We start from the raw sequence: 25832 nt of genomic DNA, 5'->3' as shown, positions 1-25832 counted from the left end.
TCACGATAACAGGTCACAATCAGGACAGGTTGTGCGGAAGGGCGAACAATGAAGGTCGACCTTGGCGATCTCAGTGCATTCGTGGCGGTTGCGCGCGCCGGGGGCTTTCGCGACGGCGCGCGCAGGAGCGGCCGCAGCGCGTCGGGCCTCAGCGAGGCGATCCGCCGTCTCGAGGCTCAGTTGGGCGTCAGGCTGCTCAACCGGACGACGCGCAGCGTCGTTCCCACGGAAGCGGGCAGGGGGCTTTTGGAACGGCTCGGGCCGGCCTTGAGCGAAGTGGATGTCGCCCTCGACGTGGTGAACGGCTTTCGCGACAGGCCGGCGGGCACGCTGAAGCTCAACGTGCCTGTCAGTGCGGCGCGGATGGTGCTGCCCCGCATCGTTCCGCCCTTCCTCGCCGCCTATCCGGAGATCCGGCTGGAGGTGATGACCGAGGAGAGTTTCGTCGATGTGCTTGCCGCCGGGTGCGACGCCGGCATCCGTTACGAGGAGCGGCTGGAGCAGGACATGATCGCGGTGCCGATCGGCCCGCGCGTGCAAAGCTATGCCGTCGGCGCATCGCCCGCTTATCTCGACCGCCATGGCCGGCCGGAACACCCTCGCGATCTGCTCGGCCATGCCTGCTTGCGCCACCGCTTTCCCAGCGGCGCGATGCCGCCGTGGGAGTTCGAGCGGGACGGCGAGGAGGTGCGGGTCGATCCCTCGGGACCGCTGGTCGTGGAGGCAGGCGGGGCGACGGACCTCGCCGTCGAAGCGGCGATCGCCGGTCTGGGGATTGTGGGGCTGTTCGAGGGCTGGTTGCGCCCGCATTTCGACAACGGTACCCTCGAACCCGTTCTCCAACCCTGGTGGCAGCGTTTCTCCGGCCCGTTCCTCTACTACCCCGGACGGCGCCTGGTACCGGCACCGCTGCGCGCGTTCATCGATTTTGTGAGAGCATCGGCCGGCCGGACATGATTCGATCGGCGCGCACTTAAACTTGACTTTTCTGGTAAAGTATTCACAACAGGATGCGTGTGTCCGGCGCGGCGTCGTTGCGGTGCTCGGGCCGGATGATTTCCGAAGGGGGCGGGGGCTGCCAGGAGTTGGTCGTATGATGCATTTCACGTCGATCGAACGACACCCCTTCCCTGATGGGAAGCGACGGGAGGATTTGGACCGCCGCAATGAACTGGTAGCGGAAGTGGACAGGCTCAAATTCCGTCTTGACGAAGCGAAACGGGCTGCCGCCGAGAGCTTGAGGCGCGCGAACGAAGCGCCCGGCCCCCTCGATACCACCAGCGGTGCCTTCGCCGTCCTTTACGAGGCGCATCTGCAGGATCGGGAAGTGTTGTTCGCACTTATGCGCCGGTTTGACGAAGCGCGCGATGCGCTGCGAGCCTTTGTCTTGGAAGCAGACTCGCCGAAATCCCGCCAGGTCTCTGCCGATCGGAATCGCTTCGCGTGACCCACCCTTGGTTACATACCCGAACGGAGATTGCCGCGTGTCCCTAACAGACGAAACAGAGCGTCGCCTCGAGGAGGCCGAGGCGCATATCCGTACGGCGATGGCGAAGGAGTTCTGCCACGTCATGGACAAGACGGGCCTGCCGCCGATGGCCGTCCTGCGTCTCGCCGCGCAGGCGGTGGGTTCGATCTATTGCGAGGCGGCCGACGCGCATTCCGGTCCGCGCGCCTGCCCATGTGGCTGGTGCCCGCACCAGCCGTCCGATATCGAGATCCTGGGCATGGCGCTCGTGACCGCGTGCCGGATGCGGCGCGCGGAGGATCTTGCCTCCACACCGGTTGCCGGCACCGCGTGAGCGGCAGAAGACAAACGAAGCCAAAAGGAGCATATATTGATGAATACCAACGGCGCCTGGTCTGCCTGGACTCCGCGCATGCTCAGCATCTTGCGCATCGTCACGGCACTTCTGTTCTTCGAGCACGGCTCTCAGAAGCTGCTCGGCTTCCCGGCCAGCGAGTTCAGTCCCGAGGTCTTCTCGCTGCCCTGGATCGCAGGCGCCCTCGAGCTTGTCGGCGGCGCGTTGCTCGCCGTCGGACTGTTCACCCGACCCGTCGCATTCATCCTCGCCGGGGAAATGGCGGTCGCCTACTGGATGGGGCATGCGCCCCAGAGTTTCTTTCCAGTCCTCAATGGCGGGGACAGTGCGATCCTCTACTGCTTTATTTTCCTCTATCTCACCTTTGCAGGCCCAGGCCCCTGGAGCCTCGACCATCTGATGGCGGGACGGAGCGTGGAGGCGCAGACGACTTCGTAGCGGCAAGCTCAATCGAGAAGGACGGTGAGCGCTCCCGCCCATACGCGGAAGCACTCCGTCCCTGCCGAGTGGTAAAGGCGAATGAAACCCGGCAGCGTCGGATCGTCAAATCCGAAGAAACCCGTTAAACTGTAATACGCTCTGCAAAGGGGGGGGCCATGGTGATGTCTTTGGACGCTGCTGCGGAAGTGTTCCGCCAGGCAATGCGGGAGACGGTGAAGCGCTATTCCCTTTGGTATCTGATCCAGGGCGTGCTGCTGGTCGTGGCGGGTATTTTCGCGATTATTTATCCGATCGTTTCTTCGGCAGCGGTCATCGTGTCGCTCGGTTGGCTTCTCATCGTCAGCGGTGTGTTGCAGGGGCTTGGCCTCATCGGTGCGCGGCATGTGCCGAATTTCTGGCTGCAGCTCATCTCCGTCGTGCTGGCGGTCCTGATTGGTTTCCTGTTCTTGCGCGATCCAGCCCAAGGATTGCTCACGGTGACCCTGCTTCTGATCGTCTTCTTCATGGTGGAGGGGCTTTCGAAGATCGTGTTTGCGCTGACCATCAGGCCCTTCCCGCAATGGGGCTGGGTGCTTGCGAGCGGCATCGTCGGCGTTCTCCTCTCGCTGGTTCTGTGGGCCGCCATGCCGGTTACCGCGGTCTGGCTCGTCGGCCTCCTGCTCGGTCTTGAGCTCGTGAGCGTGGGAGCGGCCATCGCATATCTGGCGTGGAGCGTACGGCACGCGCCTGGTTGACCGGGTTGGGGTCAACGGCACTCAGCCGATGCTGTGGAGCAGGCCCGCGTTTGACGCTTGATCTGTGACGACCGAGTGTGTCTTATGCCAGTGATCCTTGGTCGAATGCCGCCGGTTGGCGCCAATCCTGCCCGGATCGCTTCGCCTCCGAATCGCCTGATGGTGCATCCCGGCCATGTTTCACCCTCGGATGGAATCTCGTATCAGTGGCATCACTGTCGTGGGCGGCTTGCGCTGGAAGGCCTGGCCCGGCCTCATCGCCGACGTATGGGATGTCGAGTGCACGGACGACGCCAATGGGGAATATGTCTCGCACGCGCCGCGCCTCTTCGTCCTTCTGGAGACGCAGGCGGATGCGTCCATCCATCTCATGTGTTCCCCAATGGGGGAACCGTGCGCCACGCTCGGCCGGGAGCGTCCGATGTGCTTCGTTCCCGCCGGAATGCCGCTCTGGTCGCGTATGAATGGCGGCGGAAGGCTCAAGCACCTCGATATCCACTTTGATCTCCAGGCCATCCCGGATCGCTTCCCGGGCGGGAGCAAGGCCGCCTGGAACGCACCGCGCCTGACCTTTTCCGATTCGCGCCTGATGGCGCTCGCGCGGCTCTTCGCCATGGAATGTGACCGGAAGGATGCGGGCAATCCGCTCTACGAGCGGAGCCTTGTCGCTGCCCTTCTGGCGGCCATGGGCGGCGGGGCGGTGCCTGAGCCCCACGGGGGAGGGCTGGCGGCGCACCAGCTGCGCCGCGTCACCCGGTTCATCGACGACAACTGCACGAGGAACATCCGGCTGCAGGAATTGGCCGATCTGGTCGGCCTTTCACCCTCATACTTCTCGCAGGTGTTCAAGGCGTCGACCGGCCTGCCGCCCCACCGCTGGCAATTGCGCAGGCGCGTGGAGCGCGTGAAGGCACTGCTCTCCACGGGCGAGATATCCTTGACGGAAATCGCGGTCGAGATGGGGTTTTCCGACCAGGCCCATCTCACGCGTGTCTTCCAGCGGTTCACCGGCTCGACACCCGCCGCATGGCAGCGTGAACACAAGGCGTGATCCTGCCGAATGCATGCGTTTCGTTCAATCGGGCGAAAAAACGTACAATCCTGCCTTCCTGAACTTGAGTTAAACGCTCATCTTATGTAGCCGGACCATATCGGTCCGCGCCGCCCAAGGTGAAAGCGTCAATGAGGATTTCCGGTACAGCAAGATTGGTTCTTCTGGGGAGCGTCGCTGCGGTCACGTTCGCGAATGGTGGTTTCGCGCAGGAGGTACGCGGGACGACATGGCTCGAGCGCATCGAGATCGAAGGCGAAGGTGAGACCGCCGCGGGGCCGGTCGATGGCTATGTGGCCGAACGAACGGCGGCGGGATCGAAGACCGATACGCCGCTTGCCGAGATTCCCCAGTCGGTCTCCGTCATCGGCCGGGAAGAGATGGACGATCTCGGCGCGACGAAAGCGGACGAGGCGCTGCGCTACACTGCTGGCGTTTTCGCCCAGCCCTTCGGCCCCGACCGCGACACGAACTGGATCTACATCCGCGGCTTCGAGGCGACACAAACGGGCATCTACCAGGATGGGCTTCAGCTCTACAGCTACGGCTTCGGCGGTTTCTACATCGACAGCTTCACGCTGGAGCGCGTCGAAGTCCTGCGTGGCGCGGCTTCGGTGCTCTATGGCGGCAGCAATCCCGGCGGTCTGGTCAACTATGTCAGCAAGCGCCCGACGGGTGAGCGGCGGGTTTACGCCGAGACCGGCGTAACCGATGCGGGAACGGCCTTCCTGGGCTTCGACCTGCAGGATAGAGTTAACGAGCAGATGGCCGCCCGCCTGGTCGGCCGGATCGCCGGCGGCGACGGCTACACGGATTTCGAAGAAGGTTTCCGCGGCACGGTCTCACCCTCCTTCACCTGGTCCCCGGATGATGCCACCAGCCTGACGGTTCTCGGCAACTTCACCTATATCGACGGGATCCACAATGGCGGCAGCTTCCTGCCCTATGTGGGCACGGTGGTGGATGCGCCGTTCGGGAAGATTTCTCGCGATGCGAACTTCACCGAGCCTGACATCGACACCTATCTGCGCAAGCAGGTTTCCCTGGGCTACGAGTTCGGGCACAAGTTCGACAGCGGCTGGACGGTACGGCAGAACGCTCGCGCGGGCTATGCTGACCTGCACGAGATCGCACCTTATGCCTACGGTTATCTCGGCTTCTCCGACACCCCGTCCGATCCGGATAATCTCCTGGAAAGGATCAATTTCGAGCACCGGACGAAGACGCGATCTTTCCTCGTGGACAACCAGCTCGAAGGAAGGGTCGAAACCGGCGCGCTGGAGCACCGCCTGCTCTTCGGCCTCGATTACAAATATTTCGACATGGACCAGGTGCAGATGTCCGGAACGGCAACGCCGATCAGCGCGACGGATCCGGTCTACGGAGCGCCGCAGGGCGTGCGCTCGGCCTATATCGACCAGGACCTCAAACAGCAGCAGGTCGGGTTCTATGCCCAGGATCAGATCCATTTCGGAGGCGGATGGATCGCCACGTTCAACGGCCGCTATGACTATGTGACCACGGAATCGGAGGGAACTTCGGAATTCGACGATTCCCAGGGTGCCTGGAGCGGCCGCGCCGGCCTCGCTTATCGGTTCGAAAACGGCCTCACGCCTTATGCGAGCGTGTCGACCTTCTTCAACCCGCTCCTGGGCACGACGGCGACCGGCGACCTCTTCGACCCGGAGGAAGGCTATCAGTACGAGGTCGGGCTGAAATACGAGCCGACCTGGTTCGACGGTCTCTTTACGGTGGCACTGTTCGACCTGACGCGCCAGAACGTCGTCACCGGCCCCTTCAATATGGAGACACAGATTGGCGAGGTGAACTCACGCGGCATCGAATTCGAGGCCAAGGCCAACCTCACCGCCAACTGGCAGGCGCGCGCGGCCTTGACCCTGCTCGATCTCGAAACCAAGGCGGACGACGATCCCACCCTGATCGGCAAGACGCCCTACCTTATCCCGGAGGAGCAGGCCTCCTTCGCGCTGGATTACACCTTCGACGAAGGTCCCCTCTACGGGGTGACACTTGGCGGCGGCATGCGCTATGTCGGCTCGTCCTGGGCCGACGAGGAGAACACGATGAAGGTCCCCTCCGCCACGCTGTTCGACGCCAGGATCGGCTACCAGAGGGGCAATCTCGGCGCGGATCTCCATGTCACGAATCTCTTCGACAAGGAGTTCGTGGCCGGCTGCCAGGGCGCGCTGAGCTGCGCCTACGGCGAAGGGCGCTCCATCAAGCTGAAGCTCCACGCGACATGGTGACGGAAAGCCCGGCAGAACGCGGCAAGATTCTCTATCGCCTCGAAGGCTTGGGCTTCTCGGCGGGCGGGCGCCGGATCGTCGGCCCGCTCGATGCCGTTTTCGAGCGCGGCAGGATCCACGGCCTTATCGGCCCGAACGGATCGGGCAAGTCGACCCTCATGCGGATGCTCGCCCGGCAGGAAAGGCCCGCCTTCGGCCGTGTGCTCTTCGAGGGGGACGATGTCTTCTCTTTTTCCGAGCGGTCCTTCGCAAGACGTGTCGCCTACATGACGCAGTTTACGCCGGCAGCGGAAGGGCTGACGGTGGAGGAACTCGTGCGGCTCGGCCGCTTTCCCTGGCACGGAGCGTTCGGTCGTTTCAGCGAAACCGATGCCGAGAAGGTGGAGGAGGCGCTGACTGCGGCAGGCCTCGCCAACATGCGCAGGCGGCTGGTCGACAGCCTGTCGGGCGGCGAGCGCCAGCGCGCCTGGCTCGCCATGATGATCGCGCAGGATGCGGCCTGCCTTCTGCTCGACGAGCCGACCTCGGCGCTCGACATCGCCCACGAGGTCGAGATGCTGTCGCTCGTGCGGGAGATGGCGGCGAGCCGCGGCGTGACGGCGATCATCGTGCTGCACGACATCAACATGGCAGCACGCATGTGCGACATGGTTCTCGCTCTGCGCGAGGGTGCCATTGTCGCCGCGGGGTCGCCGCCTGAGGTGATGCGGGGCGAAGTGCTTGCCCGCATCTACGGTATCGATATGGGGGTTCTGGCGCATCCGAGGACCGGCATGCCCATAGGTTATGTGGAATGACGCGCCTTCCGCTTCACCGGCGTGCTTTTCTTGCTCTCTCGGCTGGCGCATGTGCCGCCGCATCGCCGCTGGTGCGGGCGGCGGAGGGCAGGCGCGTGGCGGCGATCGACTGGGCGATGCTCGAGACCGCGCTCGCGATGGACATCGTGCCGGTCGCGGCGACCGAACTCATCCATTACCGCAAGGTCGTGGTGGAGCCGGCCGTTCCCGACGCCACCGCCGATATCGGGCTTCGCGGCATGCCGAACTACGAGATGCTGCGCCTCAGCAGGCCGGACCTGATCCTCTCTTCCAACTTTTACGAGACCCAGCGGCCGATTCTGGAGCGGATTGCGCCCGTCATCTCCGCTCCGGTCTATCTGCCGGGGAGCCCCACCTACGGGCTTGCGGAAGATGCCGCGCGGACCGTCGGAACCGCCACGGGGTGGGAACAGCAGGCCGAAGACCTCATCACGCGCAGTGCCGGAACGATCTCCCGCTGCGCGGAGCTTCTGGAGCCGTTCACGGACAGGCCGGTCTTCGTCATCAGCATCGGCGATGCGCGCCACTTCCGCGCTTTCGGCCCCGACAGCATGATCGGCGACGTGCTGGTGCGGCTGGGTTTCCGCAATGCCTGGCAAGCCGACACGAGCTACTCGGCGGCGGCGCCCGTGAGCTTCGAGGCGCTGGCGCGGGTTCCGCAGGCGCGTGTCGTGATCGTCGAGCCCATCCCGCCCGACGCGGGGCCGGGACTTCTCGAAAACCCGCTCTGGCACGCGCTGCCCGTGGTGCGGGAAGGGCGCGTATGTGTGATCCCGCCGGTCAACCATTTCGGCGGCCTTCCCTCGGCCATGCGATTTGCGGAATTGCTGGCGAAGGCGATGGAGCCGGGCCATGGCTGAGAGGGCGCTGTCCCGCAACCATCTGCTGTGGGGCGGGCTTTTCTGCCTCGCGGCGATGTTGACGCTCCTCCAGGTGGCAGGGCGTGGAGAATTCCCGTCCCTCGCGTCCGGACAAGGCATCTCCGAGCTTGATCGGGTGATGCTGCTCTACGGCACATTGCCGCGAATCTCGGTCGCGCTCGTGGCGGGTGCCGCGCTCGGCCTTTCCGGCTATCTTCTGCAGCGTGTGCTGCGCAACCCGCTGGCGGAGCCGACCACGCTCGGCATCGCCTCGGGCGCGCAGCTTGCCATGGCTGCGGCGACCATCTACCTGCCGGCGTCCATGGCCTGGTCGCGTTCCGGCGTGGCGCTCTGCGGCGGTGCTGTCGCTGCGGGCGTGGTGATGGCGCTCACCTGGCGGCGCGGACTGGAGCCCGTTTCCGTGCTTCTGGGCGGCATGATGGTCGCGCTCACGGCTTCCGCCGCAAGTGCTGCGCTCATCCTCGCCAATGGCGAATACATGTTCTCGCTCTTCATCTGGGGCGGGGGTTCGCTGGTGCAGCAGGGCTGGGGCTCCACGCTGTTCATCGGAGCGGTCTTCACCATCGTTGGCGCAGTGTCCATGCTGCTCCTGCGGCCGCTCACGATCCTGGGCCTCGACGATGCGAACGCGAGGAGCCTCGGCCTGGCGCTCACCGCCACGCGCCTCCTGGTGATAGGGCTTGCCGTATGGCTTGCGACCACCGTCACGGCCGAGCTCGGCGTCATCGGCTTTGTCGGCCTCGCCGCTCCCGCCCTGGCGCGCCTCGGCGGGGCGCGTACGCCGCGGCAACTCGCCTCGGGGTCCGTGCTCGTGGGCGCGCTTCTCTTGTGGCTCACCGACGGGATGGTGCAGCTCTTTTCCGGAGCGGGCGCGGAGCGCATCCCAACGGGGGCCGCCACGGCGCTGGTCGGCGGGCCGTTGCTCCTGTGGATGCTGCCGCGGCTCTCCATGCTGGCTCGGCCGCAGCTCGGGGATGCCGCGGGGCAAGCCTGGCGCGCCGCGTTCCCGTCGCGGCGCATCGCGCTTCTCGCCCTGCTTGCCGCGGGCGCTGTCGTCGTTGCCCTGATGCTCGGCCGGGGCCCGGAAGGCTGGACGGTGGCGACCGGCGGGCTCTTCGCCGACCTTGCCCAATGGCGCGGCCCCCGTGTCGCGGTCGCTGGCGCGGCGGGTGCGATGCTCGCCGCCGCCGGAGTGGTCCTGCAGCGCCTGACGGGAAATCCGCTCGCGAGCCCGGAGGTGCTGGGGGTGGGCGCAGGCGCCGGCGTCGGGCTCACTGCGGCGCTCTTTCTCTTCAGCGCTCCCGGATTGCCGCTGCAGCTCGGATTTTCCGTGCTCGGCGCGCTCGTCGTCCTCGCCGTCATGCTGGCGATCGCGGCCAAGGCCCGCTTCGGGCGCAGCCATCTTCTCCTTGCCGGCGTGGCCATGGGGGCGCTTTGCAGCGCCGTTCTCACCTCGGTCATCGCCATGGGAAACGTCCAGTCCTACGCGGTGCTGCGCTGGCTGAGCGGCTCCACCAACGATGCGACATGGAGGGACGTCGCCTTTGCCGGCTGCGCCGCCGTTCTGCTCATCCTGCCCCTGCCACTCGCCCGCCGCTGGCTGGAGATCCTGCCCTTGGGCGACAGCCCCGCATCGGCGCTGGGTATTCCCGTACGGCATAGCCGCGCTGTTCTCCTGGTGGCCTCGGCCCTGCTCACGGCGGCCGCCGCCCTCCTGGTCGGGCCCTTGAGCTTCGTCGGACTCGTCGCGCCGCATATCGCCCGCCGGATCGGGCTGTCCACGGGCACTGCGCATCTTCTTGCGGCGATCCTGATCGGCGGCGGCGTGATGGTCGCGGCGGACTGGCTTGGCCGTATGGCGGCATTCCCCTACCAGATGCCGGTTGGGCTCTTCGCTGCCCTTCTATCCGGTCCTTACCTCGTCTGGCTTCTCGGCCGGGGCCGCGACGGCCTTATGGGACGCACCGGCGCCGGCTGATGGCTCCGCCGCCACGCGTGGCCGTTCGTCCACCGAGGCTGCCCCCACACAAACGGCAGAACGGTTTCCAACGGGGAAATGGTGCTTTAGAACAGAGCGCGCCTCCGGCGGCGCACTGCCGCCTCACCAGCAAAAGCCATTCTCATGACGGATCTGATCCCGGTTTTCGACGGCCACAACGACGCGCTCCTGCGGCTCTATCTTTCGGGTCGCTCCGATGTGGAGGCGTCGTTTCTGCAGGGTGCGCCGGGCGGCCATATCGATCTTCCGCGCGCGAAGGCGGGCGGCTTTTCCGGCGGAATGTTCGCGATCTTCCCGCCTCCGCTGGAGCGGGGAAGGGCCACGGGCGCCGGCGAGGGCGACGAATCGCCGACACTGGACCGCACCGAGGCGCTTTTGTCGACCATGGCGATGGCTTCGATCCTGTTCCGGCTGGAGCGGGCATCGGACGGGGCGCTCATGGTCTGCCGCAGCGCGCAGGAAGTGCGCGCCGCCATGGAAAGGGGATCCGTCGCGGGGGTCTTCCATATCGAGGGGGCCGAAGCGATCGACCCCGATCTCGCCCTGCTTGACGTGCTCCACGCGGCCGGCCTGCGCTCGCTCGGGCTCGTCTGGAGCCGGCCCAACGCCTTCGGCCACGGCGTGCCCTTCCGCTTCCCCGCCACCCCGGATATCGGGCCGGGGCTGACGGATGCCGGGAAGGCGCTGGTGAGGGCTTGCAACCGGCTGAAGATCCTCGTCGACCTCTCCCATCTCAACGAGCAGGGCTTCCGTGACGTTGCCGCCATCAGCGATGCGCCGCTCGTCGCGACGCATTCCAACGTGCACGCCATCTGCGAGCATGCGCGCAACCTCACGGCCTGGCAGCTCGACGCGATCCGCGACAGCGGCGGGATGGTGGGCCTGAACTTCGCCGCGGGCTTCCTGCGTCCCGACGGCCGCATGAGTTCCGATACCGGGCTCGACATCATGCTCCGCCACCTCGATATGCTCCTGGAGGCCCTGGGGGAGGACGGGGTCGGGCTGGGTTCCGATTTCGACGGTGCGGTCATCCCTTCGGTGATCGGCGACGTCGCTGGCCTGCCCAGGTTAATCGAGGCCCTGGCCGAACATGGATATGGCCGCGAGTTGGTGGAGAAGATCGCCTGGCGCAACTGGCTGGGCGTTCTGGAGCGGTCGATCGGCTGAGGAGGGTAAGCGCAACTCCAGGGAAAAGGCGTTATCCTGCAGTCCTTCGGGCAGGGGACGGGGATCATCTGCTTTTGGCGGGCTCTCCAGTGCTGGCGACGATATCGCCCGGCTGCATCGCCATCAGGTCGGCCAGCTCTGCGAGGCTTGTAACGAGCACGTTGCGCCGGTCCGCCGGAAGGGCGGCGAAGCGGCGGGCAAATGCTGCCCCGAAGACGCCGGGTGCATGCGAGATGAGCTCCTGCCCCTTCAGCGTGAGCCGCGTGAAGACGACGCGCCGGTCCGTGCCGGACCTGTAGCGCTGCACGATGCGGCGCTGTTCCAAGTTGTCGAGGACGGTCACCACGGTGGCCGGGCTCAGATCGGCATGTTCCGCAAGCGCTTTGGTCGTCACTTCGCCAAGTTCGGCCACGGCCATCAGGATTACGAGCTGCGGTCCGGTAAGCCCGATCGAGCGGGCCAGGGCGCGCGACTGCAAATCGTTGGCGCGCACGATTCTGCGGATCGATTTCAGGAGTAGCCGCGTTTCATCCGGCGATACCGCCTCGGCGGAGAATGTCCCAGCAGTGTCTGTCATTAATTTGACTTCAAATCATTTGAACCCTAATTATATGGGACACTCGAGGCAGTCAACAAGACCAACGGAGGTGATGTTCCGCCTATGTGCGGCATTTGTGGCGAAGTGAGATTCGACGGCGGCGCGCCGTCCGCGTCGGCGATTTCAAGGATGATGGATGCCCTCTCGCCGAGAGGTCCGGACGGGGAGGGGATCGTCTCCCACGGCAATGCGGGCTTCGGCCACCGGCGGCTCAGGATCATTGATCTCTCGGAAAAAGCGCAGCAGCCCATGGTGGATTCCGCCCTTGGGCTCACCATCGCCTTCAACGGCTGCATCTACAACTATCCGGAGCTGCGCGCGGAGCTGGAGGCGAAGGGTTACAGCTTCTTCTCCCACGGCGACACGGAGGTGATCCTCAAGGCATGGCATGCCTGGGGTGAGGCGTGCGTGGAACGCTTCCACGGGATGTTCGCCTTCGTCATCCAGGAGCGCGACACCGGCCGAGTGGTGATGGCACGCGACCGTTTCGGCATCAAGCCGCTCTACATTGCGGAGAAGAACCGCGTGCTCCGCTTTGCGTCCTCGCTGCCGGCGCTCCTCAAGGCGGGGGATATCGACACCTCGATCGACCCGGCCGCCCTGCACCACTACATGACCTTTCACGCCGTGGTTCCGCCGCCGCGCACCATCATCAACGGCGTGCGCAAGCTGCGGCCGGCAACCATCCGTATCATCGAGGCGGATGGCCGCTCGACGGAAAAGCGCTACTGGGACCCGCCCTATAGCCGCAACCCGGCCGATGCCGGCGTTTCGAGTGAGGAATGGCGCGACCGCGTCCATGATGCCCTCCGGCTGGCCGTCAAGCGGCGCATGGTGGCGGACGTGCCCGTCGGCGTGCTGCTTTCGGGCGGCGTCGATTCCAGCCTGATTGTCGGGCTCCTGGCCGAGGAAGGGCAGACGGGCCTGATGAGCTTCTCCGTCGGCTTCGAGGAAGCCAATGGCGAGAAAGGGGACGAGTTTGTCTACTCCGATCTCATCGCGAAGAAGTTCGGCACCGATCACCACAAGATCTTCGTGCCTTCCGACCGTCTGATGGATGCGCTGCCGGGCACCTTCGCGGCCATGTCGGAGCCGATGGTCTCCTACGACAATGTAGGTTTCTATCTTTTGTCGCAGGAGGTCTCCAAGCACATCAAGGTGGTGCAGTCGGGGCAGGGCGCCGACGAGGTGTTCGGCGGCTATCACTGGTATCCGCCGCTCGCCCATTCCAACGATGTCGTGGCGGATTACGCGAAAGTCTTCTTCGACCGCTCGCACGAGACGTTGAAGCACCAGCTCGGGCCGGATTGGATCGGCGAGAAGGATTACAGCCGCGAGCTCGTCGCCGCCGAGCTGATGCGGCCGGGCGCCGACACGCCGGTGGACCGGGCGCTGAGGCTAGACGCCAATGTGATGCTGGTGGACGATCCGGTGAAGCGGGTCGACAACATGACGATGTCCTGCGGTCTGGAGGCCCGGGTGCCCTTCCTCGATCATGAGCTGGTGGAGCTTGCCGCGCGCATTCCGCCCGAAGAGAAGCTGAAGGACGGCGGCAAGGGCGTGCTCAAGGACGTGGCGCGCCTGGTGGTGCCGCATGAGGTGATCGACCGCCCGAAGGGGTATTTCCCGGTGCCGCAGCTCAAATATGTCGCCGGCCCCTATCTGGAGATGGTGCGCGACGCGCTGGGCTCGCAGGCGGCGCGTGAGCGCGGACTCTTCCGCGAAGACTATCTGGATCGGCTGCTCGCCGCTCCCGCCGAGCATATCACGCCGCTGCGCGGCTCCGAACTATGGCAGGTCGGACTTCTGGAATTGTGGCTGCAGACCCATGGGATCTAGCGAGATGACGAAAGCTCTCGGAACGGGCCGGAAGGCGAGCGCCGGCCGCGGCGACAAGGCGCTCGATCACCGCCTCAGGCGGCTGCGCGCCCAGTCCAAGGCACCGATCGAAAAGACGGCCGACGGTGCGGAACCGATGCTGAGATCGGTGGCGCTCGATTGCGGCTGGGGGCGGCTGATCTTCGCGCAGACCTATCCGAGCAACGAGGAGATCATCGAAGCCCTCCGCGAGGAAGGGGACAACCGGCGCGACATCGCCTTTTATGTGCGGGACCCCCATGTGCTCCTCGGGCTCGCGCCTGGCGAGACCTTCCTCGATCCCTCCCATACCTATCGGCTGGACCTGTCCACCTACCGGGCGAGCAGGCGCCAGCCCAAGGGCTTTTTCATCCGGCGGCTTGCCACGGAGGCTGATGCGCAGGCGGTGAACGCCATCTACGCCGCGCGCGGAATGGTGCCGGTCTCGCCGGACTTCTTCTGGCGCAAGCGTGACAGCCGATCGATCACCTATCTCGTGGCCGAGGAGGATGCGACGGGAGACATCATCGGCACGGTGACCGGCGTCGATCACGAGAGGCTGTTCAACGATCCGGAGCGCGGGTCTTCGTTGTGGTGCCTGGCTGTCGATCCGCAGTCGCGTCATCCGGGCATCGGCGAAACGCTGGTGCGCCGGCTTGCCGAATATTTCCAGGCACGCGGCGCAGCCTATCTCGACCTGTCGGTTATGCACGACAACGAGCAGGCGATCCACCTCTACGAGAAGCTCGGGTTCCAGCGCGTGCCGATCTTTGCTGTCAAGCGCAAAAATCCGATCAACGAGAAGCTGTTCGCCGCCCCGATCGAGCATTACGACGAGCTCAATCCCTATGCGCGCATCATCGTGGACGAGGCGCGGCGGCGCGGCGTGCATATCGAGGTGACGGATGCGGCGGGCGGTTTCTTCCGCCTTTCCTATGGCGGGCGGTCCATTCATTGCCGCGAAAGCCTGTCGGAGCTTACATCCGGCGTGGCCATGTCGATCTGCGACGACAAGGCGGTAACGCGCCGCGTTGTGGAGAAGGCGGGACTGAGCGTGCCCGAGCAGATGGTCGCCGACGACGGGGACGCGCTCGAGGCGTTTCTCGAAAGGCATGGGAGCGTGGTCGTGAAGCCTGCGCGCGGAGAGCAGGGGCGCGGGGTGTCCGTGGGCCTGACGACGATGAAGGAGGTCACCCGCGCCGTCGAGAAGGCGCGGGAGGTGAGCAACCGCGTGCTGGTCGAGGCTTGCTTCGAAGGGCAGGATCTGCGCCTGGTGGTGATCGACGGCAAGCTCGTCGCCGCCGCTGTGCGTCGCCCGCCCTCGGTGGTCGGCGACGGCCGCAAAACCCTGCAAGAGCTGATCGAGCAGCAGTCACGCCGCCGGGCCGCCGCGACGGATGGCGAAAGCAGCATACCGATCGACGGGGAGACGCTGCGCTGCCTCGCCTCGGCCGGTCGCACGCTGGAGATGGTTCCGGCGGAGGGCGAGGAGGTGCTGGTGCGCAGGACCGCCAACCTGCACACCGGCGGATCGATCCACGATGTGACGGACATCGTCCATCCCAGGCTCGTCGATGCGGCGTGCCGGGCGGCCAAGGCCATCGACATTCCCGTCACCGGCATCGACTTCATGGTGAAGGCACCGTCGAAGCCCGATTATGTGTTCATCGAAGCCAATGAGCGCCCCGGGCTCGCCAATCACGAGCCACAGCCGACGGCCCAGCGCTTCATGGACCTGCTGTTCCCGCAATCGCGTTTCCAGGGAGGCTGACGCTCAATCCCGCTGAGGCTTCGCGACGTGGAGCTGCGGGTCGAATTCGGGCTGTTCGGCCTCCTCCATCGGCTGCTTGGTGAACCCTCTCAGGCCGGAAGCGACCTCCTTCACGTCGCGCTGGATCTCCAGCGGGCTCGTCACATAGGCCGTGATGAGCTGCGCCACCGAGTTGAGTGCATGGACATGGATGCGCTCATAGCCGTGCGAGGCATCGATGCCGAAGGCCACGAGGGCGGTGCGGACGTCATGGCCGGCTTCGATCGCGGAGGCTGAATCGGAACGGTAGTAGCGGAAGATGTCCTTCTGGAAGGGAAGGTCGTTGTCGCGGCAGAGATCGACGAGCTTCTTCGTGAGATGATAGTCGAAGGGGCCGGACTGGTCGGCCATGGCGATGGTGACGCCGAACTCGGAGGAGTTCTGGCCGGGCGCGGTGGTGCCGTTGTCGATCGTCACCATTGACGCGATCTCGGGGGTGACGATGGAGGCCGCACCAACGCCCACCTCCTCGGCAATCGTGAAGAGCCAGTGCACGTCGACCGGCGTGACGGCCTTTTCCCGCTCGACCGCCTCGATGGCGGCAAGAGCGATCGCCACGCCCGCCTTGTCGTCCAGGTGCCGTGAGTTGATGAAGCCGTTGTCGAGGAATTCAGGTTGCGGGTCGACGGCGACATAGTCGCCGATATCGATCCCGAGCGCCAGCGTGTCGGCCTTCGACTGGGTGACGGCATCGATGCGGAGCTCGATGTAGTTCCAGCCGACCGGCAGGTCGTCGACCCCTTCATTGAAGGTGTGGCCGGACGCCTTCAAAGGCAGGATCGTGCCGCGGAAGCTGCCATGCTCGGTATAAAGCGTCACCCGCGCGCCCTCGGCGAAGCGCGCCGACCAGTGGCCGATGGGGACCAGCTCCAGCCGGCCGTTCTCCTTCACCAGCTTCACCTGCGCGCCGAGCGTATCGAGATGGGTGACGATGGCGCGTGCGGCCTGGCGGCGGCTGCCCTGCCGCACCGCGCGGATCGCGCCGCGGCGGGTGAGCTCCGGCGTCATGCCGAGGCGCTCCAGCTCCCGGGTGCAATAGCGGACGACCTGGTCCGTATAGCCGGTGGGGCTGTCGATCGACAGGAGTTCATTCAGTTGCCGGAGGAGATAGGCTTGATCGATTTGCAAATTTCCATATCCCGTGGTCATCGGATGCGGACGCGCGGCGTCCAACGCGAGGCAACATAGTTCGGCAGAGCCGGCATGCGAACCTGAAAATCGTGGCTGACCACAGGAGGGCGCATTCAAGCGCTGGCAAGCTCCGTTGCCGCATTGAGCAGCAGGTTGGCACCCGCTTCGATATCTGTCCACTCGGTCCTTTCCTCCGGGGCATGGCTGATGCCGGCGATGGAGGGCACGAAGACGAGGCCGGCGCGGGTGATGGTGGCGAGCGTCTGTGCATCGTGCCCGGCGCCGCTCGGAAGGAGAGGGGCGTCGAGGCCGAGTCGGTCCGCAGCGCGCCGGAACGCCGCGATGACCTCGGGATGGCAGGGCGAGGGGGCGAGCCAGCTAATCTCCTCGATGGCGAAGGAAAGGTCGTGGCTCTTCGCGACGGCCGCGATCCGCGCCCGTGCACCGGCCGCCAGCCCGTGCATCGTCTCCTCGTCCATGTCGCGCGCCACCAGCGAGAATTCCGCACCCCCCGGAATCGTGTGCGGGAAGTTTGGCTCGACGGCGACCTTGCCGATCGTCACCCGGCTTGACGGGCTGCCGTGCTCCTCGATCAGGCGGGGAATGCCGTGGGCGAAATCGGCGAGGCCCGCAAAGGCGTCGCGGCGCATCTCCATGGGCGTGGTGCCCGAGTGGTTCGCTTCCCCTTCGAGCCGGACCGTCCAGTTGAAGACGCCGGAAACGCCGGTGACGATGCCGGCTCTCTTCCCCGCCTTCTCCAGCACCGGGCCCTGTTCGACGTGCAATTCCAGAAAAGCGGCGATGGAGCCTGCCGGCCGCTTTGCCTTCAGGGCCTCGCGAGGGTCGAGCCCCTGCGACCGCATCGCGTCGGCAAGGCGGGTGCCCGCGTCGTCGCGCGCCATCTCCAGCCATTCGCGCGTGACCTGGCCCGCGAGCGCCTGGGCGCCGAACATGCCGCCGAAGCGGCCTTCTTCCTCGCTGGTGGCGATCACCTCCAGCGGCAGCACGGGCCTGAACCCCGCCTCCTTCATGCTGCGCACGCATTCCAGCGCCGCCATCACGCCCAGCGCGCCGTCGAACATGCCGCCATCGGGCACGCTGTCGAGATGCGAGCCGAGCATGACGACCGGGCCTTGGCCCGTGTTCCAGCGGCCGGAAAGGTTGCCGGCTCCGTCCATGGAGACGTCGAGGCCGGCTTGCTCCATCAGCCCGCGCACGAAGCGCCGCCCCTCCATGTCCGCATCGGAGAAGCTGACGCGGTTGATGCCGCCGGTCTCGGGATCGCGGCCGATCCGGGAAAGGGCTTCGAGATCGCGCCTCAGGCGCTCGAGGTCGATACGCATCGGTCTTGGGACGGTGCTGATCACGGTCAGGATTTCGCCATGGCTGAGATTCGGACGGATAGCGGCCAATTCAGGGGTTGCGCATTTATCATGATAAATTACCATCGCCTTCGTCAATCGAAGTTTCAGGTGAAGATGTGGAGGTTGCCATGACAGGGATTACGCGCGTGCTGAAAGGCGCGCTCATGGGGCTGGCCATGGCGGGCCTCGCTGCGATCGGCCTAAAGCCGGCAGAGGCGCAGACGCCGCCCAACGTGCTGATCGTCGGCCAGATCGCCGAGCCCAAGTCGCTCGACCCCCACGCCGTGACGGCCGTCAACGACTTCCGCATCCTGATGAATGTCTATGACGGGCTCGTCCGCTACAGCGACGGCACGCTCGAGGTGGAGCCGGCGCTGGCGGAAAGCTGGGACATCTCCGAGGACGGCAAGACCTATACCTTCAGGCTGCGCGAGGGCGTGACATTCCATGACGGCTCGCCCCTGAACGCGGAGGCGGTGAAGTTCAACTTCGACCGTATGCTGGACGAGAACCATCCGTATCACGATACGGGTCCGTTCCCGCTCTCTTTCTTCTTCTCTTCGATCGACGAAGTGACCGCCAAGGACGAACTGACGGTCGAGTTCAGGCTGAAGGAGCCTTATGCGCCCTTCCTTTCCAACCTCGCTTATCCCACCGGGCTGATCGTGTCGCCGGCGGCGGTGGAGCAACATGGCAAGGATTTCGGCCGCCACCCGTCCGGCACCGGCCCATTCAAATTCGCCGAATGGGAAAGCAATTCGCGCGTGGTGGTGGAGCGAAACGAGGATTATTGGGACGGCGCTCCGCCGCTGGAGGCGGTCGTCTTCCGCCCGATCACCGACGCCAACACGCGCGTGGCCGAGATGCTTTCGGGCGGGCTCGACCTGATGGTCGAGGTCCCGCCGGACAATGTGGCGCAGTTCGCCGGCGATCCCGCCTTCACGGTTTATGAGCAGGCAGGGCCGCATCTCTGGTTCCTCATCCTCAACATGAAGGAAGCCCCCTTCGACCAGAAGGCGGCGCGCCAGGCCGTCAACTACGCCATCAACAAGCAGGCGCTGGTGGAGAACGTCTTGCAGGGGACCGCCGAGATCGCCGCCGGCCCGACGCCGCCCGCTTTCGCCTGGGCCTACAACGAGGAGCTGGAACCCTATCCCTACGATCCGGAAAAGGCGAAGCAGTTGCTCGAGGAGGCCGGCTACAACGGCGAGGAGGTGGTCTTCTACGTCACGGAGGGCGGTTCGGGCATGCTCGATCCGATCGCCATGGGCACGGCCATCCAGGCCGATCTGGCCGCCGTGGGCATGAATGTGAAGGTCGAGACCTATGAGTGGAACACCTTCCTGGGCCAGGTGAATCCCGGGCTTGAGGGCAAAGCCGACATGGCGGAGATGGCGTGGATGACCAACGATCCCGACACGCTGCCTTACCTGACCCTGCGCACCGACGCCTTCCCGGACGAGGGCGGCTTCAACTCCGGCTATTATTCCAATCCGGAGGTGGACACGATTCTGGAGCAGGCACGCCAGTCCACCGAGCCGGAGGAACGCGCGGCGCTCTACCGGCAGATGCAGGAGATCGTGCACGAGGATGCCCCGTGGGCTTTCATCGCCAACTGGAAGCAGAACGCGGTGGCGCGGGCCGAGGTGCAGAACTTCAAGCTGCAGCCGTCCTTCTTCCTGCTCCTGAAGGACGTGGCGAAGCAGTAGCGTTGTTTGCGATGTCCGGCGCTTCGTACCCCCCTCTGGCCTGCCGGCCATCTCCCCCTCAAGAGGGGAGACGGACTGTCCGCTTGCTCCGGCGCCCTTTCCGGGTGGCGGGCGATTGGCGAAAACGGTCGCGACGGCTGACCTCCCCCCTTGAGGGGGAGATGGCCGGCAGGCCAGAGGGAGGTGATCCGGCGGACGTGGAGAGAGGGAAGGCTCGCGACCGCGCGGGGGCCTTCTGATGCTCGCTTATTTCCTCAAGCGCCTCGTCATGGCGGTGCCCGTGCTTTTCGGGCTGACGGTCATTGTCTTCCTGATCATGGCGATGATCCCGGGAGACCCGGCGACGGCCATTCTCGGCGCCTATGCGACGCCCGAGAATGTCGCGCGCATCAACGAACAGCTCGGGCTCGACCGCTCGCTGCCGGAGCAGTATTTCATCTGGCTCGGCAACCTGTTGCAGGGGGACTTCGGCCGCTCCTATTCGCTCAACCGGCCGGTGATCGACGAGGTGCTGGAGCGCTTCAACGCCACGCTTGTCCTGGCGGGGGCGTCGCTCATCCTGTGCACGGTTCTCGGCCTCCTTGCCGGCATCGTCTCCGCCGTGCGCCAGTTCGGATGGACCGACCGCATCGTCACTCTCTTCGTGCTGATCGGCATCTCCATGCCGTCCTTCTGGCTCGGCCTGCTCTTGATCCTCGTCTTCGCGGTGAACCTGCGCTGGCTGCCGCCGTCCGGCATGTATGCGGTCTATGGCGGCGGAGGGCCGCTCGACCTGCTCACGCATCTGGCCCTGCCGGCGATCACGCTTGCGGTCGTGGCGACGGGCGTGATCGCGCGGCTCACCCGCGCGGCGATGCTGGAGGTGCTGCGCCAGGACTATATCCGCACCGCCCGCGCCAAGGGCCTGTCGGAGCGCCGGGTGATCTACCGCCACGCCTTCAAGGCGGCGCTCGTCAGCGTCATTCCGGTGATCGGCATCCAGGCGGGCTTCGTGCTGGGCGGCGCGGTTTATATCGAGACCGTGTTCCAGTGGCCGGGCATCGGACGAATGCTGGTGCAGGCGATCTCCACCCGCGACCTGCTTCTCGTGCAGGGCGGCGTGCTCGTCGTGGCGGCGAGCTACGTGCTCTTCAACCTCATCGCCGACATGGCCCAGCACGCGCTCGATCCGAGGCTGAAGACATGACGGAAGCGCAGACGGCACGGCCGGAAAAGGCCGCGAAGGGCGTCGGGCGCCCCGGCTTCATGACGCTGTTTTTGGCCAACCGGCTGGCGGCATTCGGCCTGGCGCTCCTGACGCTGACGGTTCTGGCGGCGCTTCTGGCGCCGTGGCTGCCCCTGCCGCCGCCCGACATCACGGACCCGGCCAACCGCCTGCTGCGCCCCCTCGAACAGGGCCATCTTCTGGGCACCGACCAGCTCGGGCGCGATCTTCTTTCGCGGCTCATGTGGGGCACTCGGATTTCCATCGCCGTCGGGCTTTCTGCAACCCTCGTGGCGGCCTTGGCCGGCTCGGCCATCGGTCTCGTCGCCGGCTATGCGGGCGGGCGCACGGACAACCTGATGATGCGCGGCATCGACATGCTGATGGCGTTCCCTTACATCCTTCTGGCGCTCGCCATCGTCGCCGTGCTGGGGCCGGGCCTGATGAACGCACTCTATGCGATCGCGGTCGTCAACATCCCCTTCTTCGCGCGCAACATCCGCGGCGTGACGCTCTCGCTCTCCCGCCGCGAGTTCGTGGACGCGGCACGCCTTTCGGGCAAGGGGCATGCGCGCATCCTGCTCACCGAGGTATTGCCCAATGTGCTGCCTGTTATCGTCATCACCATGTCGACGACGGTGGGCTGGATGATCCTGGAGACGGCGGGCCTCTCCTTCCTGGGCCTCGGGGCGCAGCCGCCGCAGGCCGATCTCGGCTCCATGCTGGGCGAGGGCCGCAAGCTGCTGTTCAACGCACCGCATGTCTCCATCGTGCCCGGCCTGATGATCTTCGTGCTCGTCATGAGCATCAATCTCGTCGGCGACGGCATCCGCGACGTGCTCGATCCGCGGCTCAAATCCGGCGCGCTGAGCCGGCCGGCCGCAGCGACGGCGGTGGAGCGCGATGCCGTTCCGCCAATGCCCGACGAACCCTCGAACGCAGCACTCGACGTGCGCGACCTCAGGACGGAGTTCCGCGTCGGCGGCGACGTCCACAGAGCGGTGGGCGGAGTGAGTTTCGAACTGAGGAAACGCGAGTGCCTGGGACTGGTGGGCGAATCGGGCTCCGGCAAGTCGGTCACCGCCATGTCGCTCCTCGGTCTCGTGCCGACGCCGCCGGGACGCATTTCGGGCGGGCGGGTGGTCTATCAGGGCCGTGACCTGCTGGAGGCCTCCGAAGCGGAGTTGCGTGGCTTGCGCGGCGGCGCTTTCGCCTATGTCTTCCAGGACCCGCTTTCGACGCTCCATCCGCTTTTCACCGTCGGCGACCAGATCGCCGAGGCCGTACGCGCCCATCAGCCGCTTTCCCGCAAGCAGGCATGGGAGCGGGCGGTGGAGCTTCTGACGCTGGTGCGCATTCCCAACGCGGCCGAGCGGGCGAGCGCCTATCCGCATGAGCTCTCCGGCGGCATGCGCCAGCGCGTCTCGATCGCCATGGCGCTGGCTAATGACGCGGAGATACTGATCGCCGACGAGCCGACCACCGCGCTCGACGTGACCGTGCAGGCGCAGATCCTCAAGCTTCTGGAAGCGCTGCAGGAGGACAAGGGCGCGGCACTGCTGTTCATCACCCACGATTTCGGCGTGGTGTCGGAAATCTGCGACCGCGTGGCCGTCATGTATGCCGGCCGGATCGTCGAGACGGGGCCGACCGACGAGGTTCTGTCGGCGCCCGCGCACCCCTATACGCGCAAGCTCATCGACTGCGTGCCCGTGCTGGGCGAGCCGGAGCGGCGGCTCGATGCGATCTCCGGCCTGCCGCCCGCGGTCAACCGGCTGCCCGAGGGCTGCGCCTTCGCCGAGCGATGCTCCTACGCCGAGGCCGCCTGCCGGGCGGGGGATATCGAACTCGACGAATTGGCGCCGGGCCGCGCGGTGCGCTGCATCAAGCCGTTGCGGGCGGCGGCACCGGAGGCCGCGCAATGAGCGGGACTGTTCTCGAGACGGAAGGCCTGACCCGCGTCTTCGGCGGCGGCCGTAGGTTCTTCGGTGGTCGGAAGCCACAGGTGCATGCGGTGCAGGGCGTCGACCTCGCCCTTCGCCAGGGCGAGACGCTGGGCATCGTGGGCGAGTCGGGCTGCGGGAAATCCACGCTGGCGCGCATGCTGGTGGGCCTCGACGCGCCGACCGCGGGCACCATCCGCATGAAGGGCGAGGACGTGACGGCGCTGGCGAAGAGCACGCCGCGCGGCCTTGCCCGCCGCATCCAGTATGTATTCCAGGACCCGGTTTCCTCGCTCAACCCACGCAAGACCATCCGGCGCATCCTCGAAGCGCCGATGAAGCACCTGCTGGGGTTTGACGCCGCGAGGCGGCGGCAGCGTCTGGAGGAGCTGATGGATGCGGTCAGCCTGCGCAGCGAGCATCTCACCCGCTATCCGCACGAGTTCTCCGGCGGCCAGGCGCAGCGCATCGGCATCGCGCGCGCGCTTGCCGCCGAGCCGGAGATCCTGGTGCTTGACGAGCCGGTCTCGGCGTTGGATGTCTCCGTCCAGGCGCAGGTCCTGAACCTGCTCGACGATCTCAAGGCGCGCTTCGGCCTCACCTATGTCTTCATCAGCCATGATCTCTCGGTTGTGGAAAGCGTCTCCGACCGGGTGGCGGTGATGTATTTCGGACGCATTGTCGAAGAGGCGGGAGCGGCGGAACTGTTCGCCCGCCCGTGTCATCCCTATACTAGGCTCCTGTTCGCTTCGGCCCCCGTGCCGGGCAGGAAGGGGCTTGCGGGCGAGGAGGGGCTGGCCGAGCTGCCGGACCCGCTGAACCCGCCACCCGGCTGCGCCTTCGCCCCGCGCTGCCCGCGCGCGGATGAGACGTGCACGCGGGAGCGGCCGCCGCTGGTTGGCGGCGTTCGCCGCGAGGCATGCTTCCATCCCCTTGACGATGCGGTGCTGGAGCGTTCGGCATGAGCACGCTGCGCGAGAGGAGCCGGAACCGGCCGCCGCGCGGGCCGAAGCGCCCGGCCGTCATCTGCGACGAGATCAAGGACTGGATCGTCAAGCAGAACCTCAAGCCCGGCGACCGGCTGCCGCAGGAGAAGGTGCTGATCGAGCGCTTCCGCGCATCGAAGGGGACCATGCGCGAGGCCCTGCATTCGCTGGAGGCGCAGGGGCTGGTGACGACCCGCACGGGCCCCGGCGGCGGCATCTTCGTCTCCGCCTTGGGCGAGAACCGGGCGATGGAGTTGCTCGCCAACTACTTCTTCTTCCGCCAGCCCTCCCTCGCCGACATCTATGCGATGCGCTGCCAGCTCGAGCCGGAGCTTGCGGCAAGCCTCGTCGGACGCCTGGGCGAGGAGGATTATCAGCGGCTGGAAGAGACCATGCGCGTCTACGACCACCCGGCGGAGACGGTGGGCGAGGAATACCAGCAGCGCATGGCCGAGCTCGATTTCCACGCGGTGCTGGCCGAGCTGTGCCCGAACGCGCTCTTGGGCTTCATGTGCGGCTTCCTGCAGACCCTCCTGCGCAACCTGACGGTCTGCCGCCGCATCTACGACCGCCCCAATCCGGCCCTGCGCGAGACCGGCCTTTCCTACCAGACCCGGCTGATAGAGGCCCTGAAGGCCGGCGACGCCGAGAGCGTCCGCTCCATCATGTACAAGCACATGCTGAGCGCGTGGCGCTATATGGAAGCCTGCGAGGCGGAAACGAAGGCCGACTTCTTACGCCTGGGGAAGTAGAGCGGCCCGTTCAGGCGGCATCCTGTCCCGCCATGCGCGTTTCGGGAAGCAGCGCCGTCAAGAGCCCAAGGAGCGGCAGGAAGGAGCAGGCGCTGAAGACGAAGCCGATCCCCTTCGCGTCGGCGACGAGCCCCAGGACCGCGGCGGCGATGCCGCTCATGCCGAAGGCGAGCCCGAAGAAGATGCCGGCGATCATGCCGACCCGTCCCGGCACGAGTTCCTGGGCGAAGACGACGATCGCCGGGAAGGCGGATGCCATCACAAGGCCGATCACTGCGGTCAGCGCCACGGTCCCATAGAGGTTGGCGTAGGGCAGCGCGAGCGTGAAGGGAAGGACTCCGAGAATGGAAAACCAGATCACTTTCCGCGCGCCTATGCGGTCGCCGAGCGGCCCGCCGAGCATCGTTCCGGCGGCGACGGCGCCGAGGAATACGAAGAGCAGGATCTGCGAAGCCTGCACCGACATTCCGAACGTCTCGATCACATAGAAGGTGTAGTAGCTCGTAATGCTCGCCATGTAGATGTATTTCGAGAGGGTGAGCGCCACGAGGACCGTAAGCGCCACCACCACGGTGCGCCGCGGAAGGATCGCGCTGCCGGCGCCGGCTGCCTTCCTGCCGCCCGCGGCGAGGTTCCGGGCGTACCAGAGGCCGACGCGCCAGAGCACGAACATGCCCGCCATCGCCGCCACGGAAAACGCCGCAACGCTGGTCTGTCCCCGCGGCACGACGATGAAGGCCGCCAGCAGCGGACCGAGCGCGGAGCCGAAATTCCCGCCCACCTGGAAGAGCGATTGTGCGAAGCCGTAGCGGCCGCCGGAAGCCAGGCGCGCCACACGCGAGGATTCGGGATGGAAGATCGCCGAGCCGAGCCCGATCAGCATCGCGCCGAGAACCAGGAAGGCATACTGGGTGGCGAAGGCTAGGATGAGCAGGCCGACAAGGGTGGATGCCATGCTGGCCGGCAGCCAGTTGGGCATCGGGCGCTTGTCGGCATACATGCCGATGGCCGGCTGCAGCAGGGATGCGGTGACCTGGAAGGCCATGGTCAGAAGGCCGATCTGCCAGAAGTCGAGCCGGTAGTTGTCTTTCAGCATGGGGTAAAGCGCTGACAGGAGCGACTGCATGGTATCGTTCAGGAGATGACAGAAGCTCACGGCCAGGATGACCGCATAAGCGGTGCTATCGCCCGAAATCCTGCCCTTGATCGCGTTCGCGCCGGTCAATTCATGCTCCATCGGCTGAATGAGAGTCGCCTCCTTCTACGCCGGTTGCCGGAGGTCCGCTTTCGTGCTTTG

The 25832-nt window shown here is 65.9% G+C and carries 22 protein-coding genes; 18 read left to right on the top strand and 4 right to left on the bottom strand.

All coding sequences use genetic code 11. The features are described from left to right. Positions 1-48 precede the first annotated feature (48 nt). The 11 genes from PVE73_RS19415 (at position 49) to PVE73_RS19365 (ending at position 11181) form a co-directional block, all read left to right on the top strand. Positions 49-957: a LysR family transcriptional regulator gene (locus tag PVE73_RS19415; protein WP_277363814.1), complete on the top strand. Its 909-nt coding sequence runs from the start codon at positions 49-51 to the stop codon at positions 955-957. 136 nt (positions 958-1093) lie between these two features. Next, positions 1094-1447 (top strand): hypothetical protein, encoded by a 354-nt coding sequence (locus tag PVE73_RS19410; protein WP_277363813.1) that lies wholly within the window; start codon positions 1094-1096, stop codon positions 1445-1447. Positions 1448-1484: 37 nt separating this feature from the next. Continuing rightward, positions 1485-1802: a hypothetical protein gene (locus PVE73_RS19405; RefSeq protein ID WP_277363812.1), complete on the top strand. Its 318-nt coding sequence runs from the start codon at positions 1485-1487 to the stop codon at positions 1800-1802. 39 nt (positions 1803-1841) lie between these two features. Continuing rightward, entirely contained in the window at positions 1842-2261 is a 420-nt protein-coding gene (locus PVE73_RS19400) for a DoxX family protein (protein WP_277363811.1), read from the top strand. A 158-nt stretch (positions 2262-2419) separates the two neighbouring features. Continuing rightward, positions 2420-2998, top strand: coding sequence for an HdeD family acid-resistance protein (locus tag PVE73_RS19395; RefSeq protein WP_277363810.1), 579 nt, complete (start codon positions 2420-2422; stop codon positions 2996-2998). Between the two features lie 190 nt (positions 2999-3188). Beyond that, on the top strand, positions 3189-4049 hold the full coding sequence (locus tag PVE73_RS19390) for an AraC family transcriptional regulator (protein ID WP_277363809.1): 861 nt from the start codon (positions 3189-3191) through the stop codon (positions 4047-4049). Between the two features lie 131 nt (positions 4050-4180). Continuing rightward, positions 4181-6316 carry a TonB-dependent siderophore receptor gene (locus PVE73_RS19385; RefSeq protein WP_277363808.1) on the top strand — a complete coding sequence of 712 codons (2136 nt, stop codon included), beginning with the start codon at positions 4181-4183 and terminating at the stop codon, positions 6314-6316. Next, positions 6310-7113, top strand: a complete 804-nt coding sequence (locus PVE73_RS19380) for an ATP-binding cassette domain-containing protein (protein WP_277363807.1) — start codon at positions 6310-6312, stop codon at positions 7111-7113. The genes PVE73_RS19385 and PVE73_RS19380 overlap by 7 nt, the downstream gene beginning before the upstream one ends. Then, the gene (locus tag PVE73_RS19375) at positions 7110-7994 is read left to right on the top strand and encodes an iron-siderophore ABC transporter substrate-binding protein (protein WP_277363806.1); all 885 of its coding nucleotides are present in this window, start codon (positions 7110-7112) and stop codon (positions 7992-7994) included. The genes PVE73_RS19380 and PVE73_RS19375 overlap by 4 nt, the downstream gene beginning before the upstream one ends. Continuing rightward, entirely contained in the window at positions 7987-9993 is a 2007-nt protein-coding gene (gene fhuB, locus PVE73_RS19370) for a Fe(3+)-hydroxamate ABC transporter permease FhuB (RefSeq protein ID WP_277363805.1), read from the top strand. The genes PVE73_RS19375 and fhuB overlap by 8 nt, the downstream gene beginning before the upstream one ends. A 138-nt stretch (positions 9994-10131) precedes the next feature. Continuing rightward, on the top strand, positions 10132-11181 hold the full coding sequence (locus PVE73_RS19365) for a dipeptidase (RefSeq protein ID WP_277367518.1): 1050 nt from the start codon (positions 10132-10134) through the stop codon (positions 11179-11181). A gap of 64 nt (positions 11182-11245) precedes the next feature. On the opposite strand, the gene PVE73_RS19360 is transcribed toward PVE73_RS19365, so the two are convergent. Then, the gene (locus PVE73_RS19360; protein ID WP_277363804.1) at positions 11246-11758 is read right to left on the bottom strand and encodes a MarR family transcriptional regulator; all 513 of its coding nucleotides are present in this window, start codon (positions 11756-11758) and stop codon (positions 11246-11248) included. 84 nt (positions 11759-11842) lie between these two features. On the opposite strand from PVE73_RS19360, the gene PVE73_RS19355 reads away from it, so the two are divergent. Together PVE73_RS19355 and ngg are read left to right on the top strand one after the other, a co-directional pair. Further along, on the top strand, positions 11843-13618 hold the full coding sequence (locus tag PVE73_RS19355; protein WP_277363803.1) for an N-acetylglutaminylglutamine amidotransferase: 1776 nt from the start codon (positions 11843-11845) through the stop codon (positions 13616-13618). 4 nt (positions 13619-13622) lie between these two features. Next, positions 13623-15407 carry an N-acetylglutaminylglutamine synthetase gene (gene ngg, locus PVE73_RS19350; protein ID WP_277363802.1) on the top strand — a complete coding sequence of 595 codons (1785 nt, stop codon included), beginning with the start codon at positions 13623-13625 and terminating at the stop codon, positions 15405-15407. A gap of 3 nt (positions 15408-15410) precedes the next feature. Here ngg and PVE73_RS19345 read toward each other — a convergent pair whose 3' ends face one another. Then, positions 15411-16595 (bottom strand): osmoprotectant NAGGN system M42 family peptidase, encoded by a 1185-nt coding sequence (locus PVE73_RS19345; RefSeq protein ID WP_277363801.1) that lies wholly within the window; start codon positions 16593-16595, stop codon positions 15411-15413. A 95-nt stretch (positions 16596-16690) separates the two neighbouring features. Then, complete coding sequence (locus PVE73_RS19340) at positions 16691-17944, bottom strand: Zn-dependent hydrolase (RefSeq protein WP_277363800.1); 1254 nt, start codon at positions 17942-17944, stop codon at positions 16691-16693. Between the two features lie 161 nt (positions 17945-18105). Here PVE73_RS19340 and PVE73_RS19335 point away from each other — a divergent pair, with 161 nt between their 5' ends. The 5 genes from PVE73_RS19335 to PVE73_RS19315 all read left to right on the top strand — a co-directional run bounded on the left by PVE73_RS19335 (position 18106) and on the right by PVE73_RS19315 (position 24535). Then, the gene (locus PVE73_RS19335) at positions 18106-19650 is read left to right on the top strand and encodes an ABC transporter substrate-binding protein (protein WP_277367517.1); all 1545 of its coding nucleotides are present in this window, start codon (positions 18106-18108) and stop codon (positions 19648-19650) included. Positions 19651-19888: 238 nt separating this feature from the next. Further along, complete coding sequence (locus PVE73_RS19330) at positions 19889-20836, top strand: ABC transporter permease (RefSeq protein WP_277363799.1); 948 nt, start codon at positions 19889-19891, stop codon at positions 20834-20836. Then, entirely contained in the window at positions 20833-22779 is a 1947-nt protein-coding gene (locus tag PVE73_RS19325) for a dipeptide/oligopeptide/nickel ABC transporter permease/ATP-binding protein (protein WP_277363798.1), read from the top strand. Before PVE73_RS19330 ends, PVE73_RS19325 begins: the two co-directional genes overlap by 4 nt. After that, a complete protein-coding gene (locus PVE73_RS19320; protein WP_277363797.1) occupies positions 22776-23762 on the top strand; it encodes an oligopeptide/dipeptide ABC transporter ATP-binding protein in 987 nt (328 codons plus the stop codon). Before PVE73_RS19325 ends, PVE73_RS19320 begins: the two co-directional genes overlap by 4 nt. After that, positions 23759-24535 (top strand): FCD domain-containing protein, encoded by a 777-nt coding sequence (locus PVE73_RS19315; protein WP_277363796.1) that lies wholly within the window; start codon positions 23759-23761, stop codon positions 24533-24535. Before PVE73_RS19320 ends, PVE73_RS19315 begins: the two co-directional genes overlap by 4 nt. Positions 24536-24545: 10 nt before the next feature. Here PVE73_RS19315 and PVE73_RS19310 read toward each other — a convergent pair whose 3' ends face one another. Beyond that, positions 24546-25760 (bottom strand): MFS transporter, encoded by a 1215-nt coding sequence (locus tag PVE73_RS19310; RefSeq protein WP_277363795.1) that lies wholly within the window; start codon positions 25758-25760, stop codon positions 24546-24548. Positions 25761-25832 lie beyond the last annotated feature (72 nt).

The sequence above is a fragment of the Chelativorans sp. AA-79 genome, assembly GCF_029457495.1.
Lineage (GTDB): Bacteria > Pseudomonadota > Alphaproteobacteria > Rhizobiales > Rhizobiaceae > Chelativorans.
Note: the sequence above shows the minus strand (reverse complement) of the source record. Positions and strands in the feature narration are given on the sequence as shown.

Bases quoted from the DNA above. Each gene is read 5' to 3' on its own strand.
- PVE73_RS19385 (WP_277363808.1), top strand. From the start codon at position 4,181: ATGAGGATTTCCGGTACAGCAAGATTGGTTCTTCTGGGGAGCGTCGCT.
- fhuB (WP_277363805.1), top strand. From the start codon at position 7,987: ATGGCTGAGAGGGCGCTGTCCCGCAACCATCTGCTGTGGGGCGGGCTT.
- PVE73_RS19360 (WP_277363804.1), bottom strand. From the start codon at position 11,758: ATGACAGACACTGCTGGGACATTCTCCGCCGAGGCGGTATCGCCGGAT.
- PVE73_RS19330 (WP_277363799.1), top strand. From the start codon at position 19,889: ATGCTCGCTTATTTCCTCAAGCGCCTCGTCATGGCGGTGCCCGTGCTT.
- PVE73_RS19380 (WP_277363807.1), top strand. From the start codon at position 6,310: ATGGTGACGGAAAGCCCGGCAGAACGCGGCAAGATTCTCTATCGCCTC.
- ngg (WP_277363802.1), top strand. From the start codon at position 13,623: ATGACGAAAGCTCTCGGAACGGGCCGGAAGGCGAGCGCCGGCCGCGGC.
- PVE73_RS19415 (WP_277363814.1), top strand. From the start codon at position 49: ATGAAGGTCGACCTTGGCGATCTCAGTGCATTCGTGGCGGTTGCGCGC.
- PVE73_RS19410 (WP_277363813.1), top strand. From the start codon at position 1,094: ATGATGCATTTCACGTCGATCGAACGACACCCCTTCCCTGATGGGAAG.
- PVE73_RS19400 (WP_277363811.1), top strand. From the start codon at position 1,842: ATGAATACCAACGGCGCCTGGTCTGCCTGGACTCCGCGCATGCTCAGC.
- PVE73_RS19345 (WP_277363801.1), bottom strand. From the start codon at position 16,595: ATGACCACGGGATATGGAAATTTGCAAATCGATCAAGCCTATCTCCTC.
- PVE73_RS19395 (WP_277363810.1), top strand. From the start codon at position 2,420: ATGGTGATGTCTTTGGACGCTGCTGCGGAAGTGTTCCGCCAGGCAATG.
- PVE73_RS19325 (WP_277363798.1), top strand. From the start codon at position 20,833: ATGACGGAAGCGCAGACGGCACGGCCGGAAAAGGCCGCGAAGGGCGTC.
- PVE73_RS19375 (WP_277363806.1), top strand. From the start codon at position 7,110: ATGACGCGCCTTCCGCTTCACCGGCGTGCTTTTCTTGCTCTCTCGGCT.
- PVE73_RS19355 (WP_277363803.1), top strand. From the start codon at position 11,843: ATGTGCGGCATTTGTGGCGAAGTGAGATTCGACGGCGGCGCGCCGTCC.
- PVE73_RS19320 (WP_277363797.1), top strand. From the start codon at position 22,776: ATGAGCGGGACTGTTCTCGAGACGGAAGGCCTGACCCGCGTCTTCGGC.
- PVE73_RS19390 (WP_277363809.1), top strand. From the start codon at position 3,189: ATGGAATCTCGTATCAGTGGCATCACTGTCGTGGGCGGCTTGCGCTGG.
- PVE73_RS19315 (WP_277363796.1), top strand. From the start codon at position 23,759: ATGAGCACGCTGCGCGAGAGGAGCCGGAACCGGCCGCCGCGCGGGCCG.
- PVE73_RS19335 (WP_277367517.1), top strand. From the start codon at position 18,106: ATGGGGCTGGCCATGGCGGGCCTCGCTGCGATCGGCCTAAAGCCGGCA.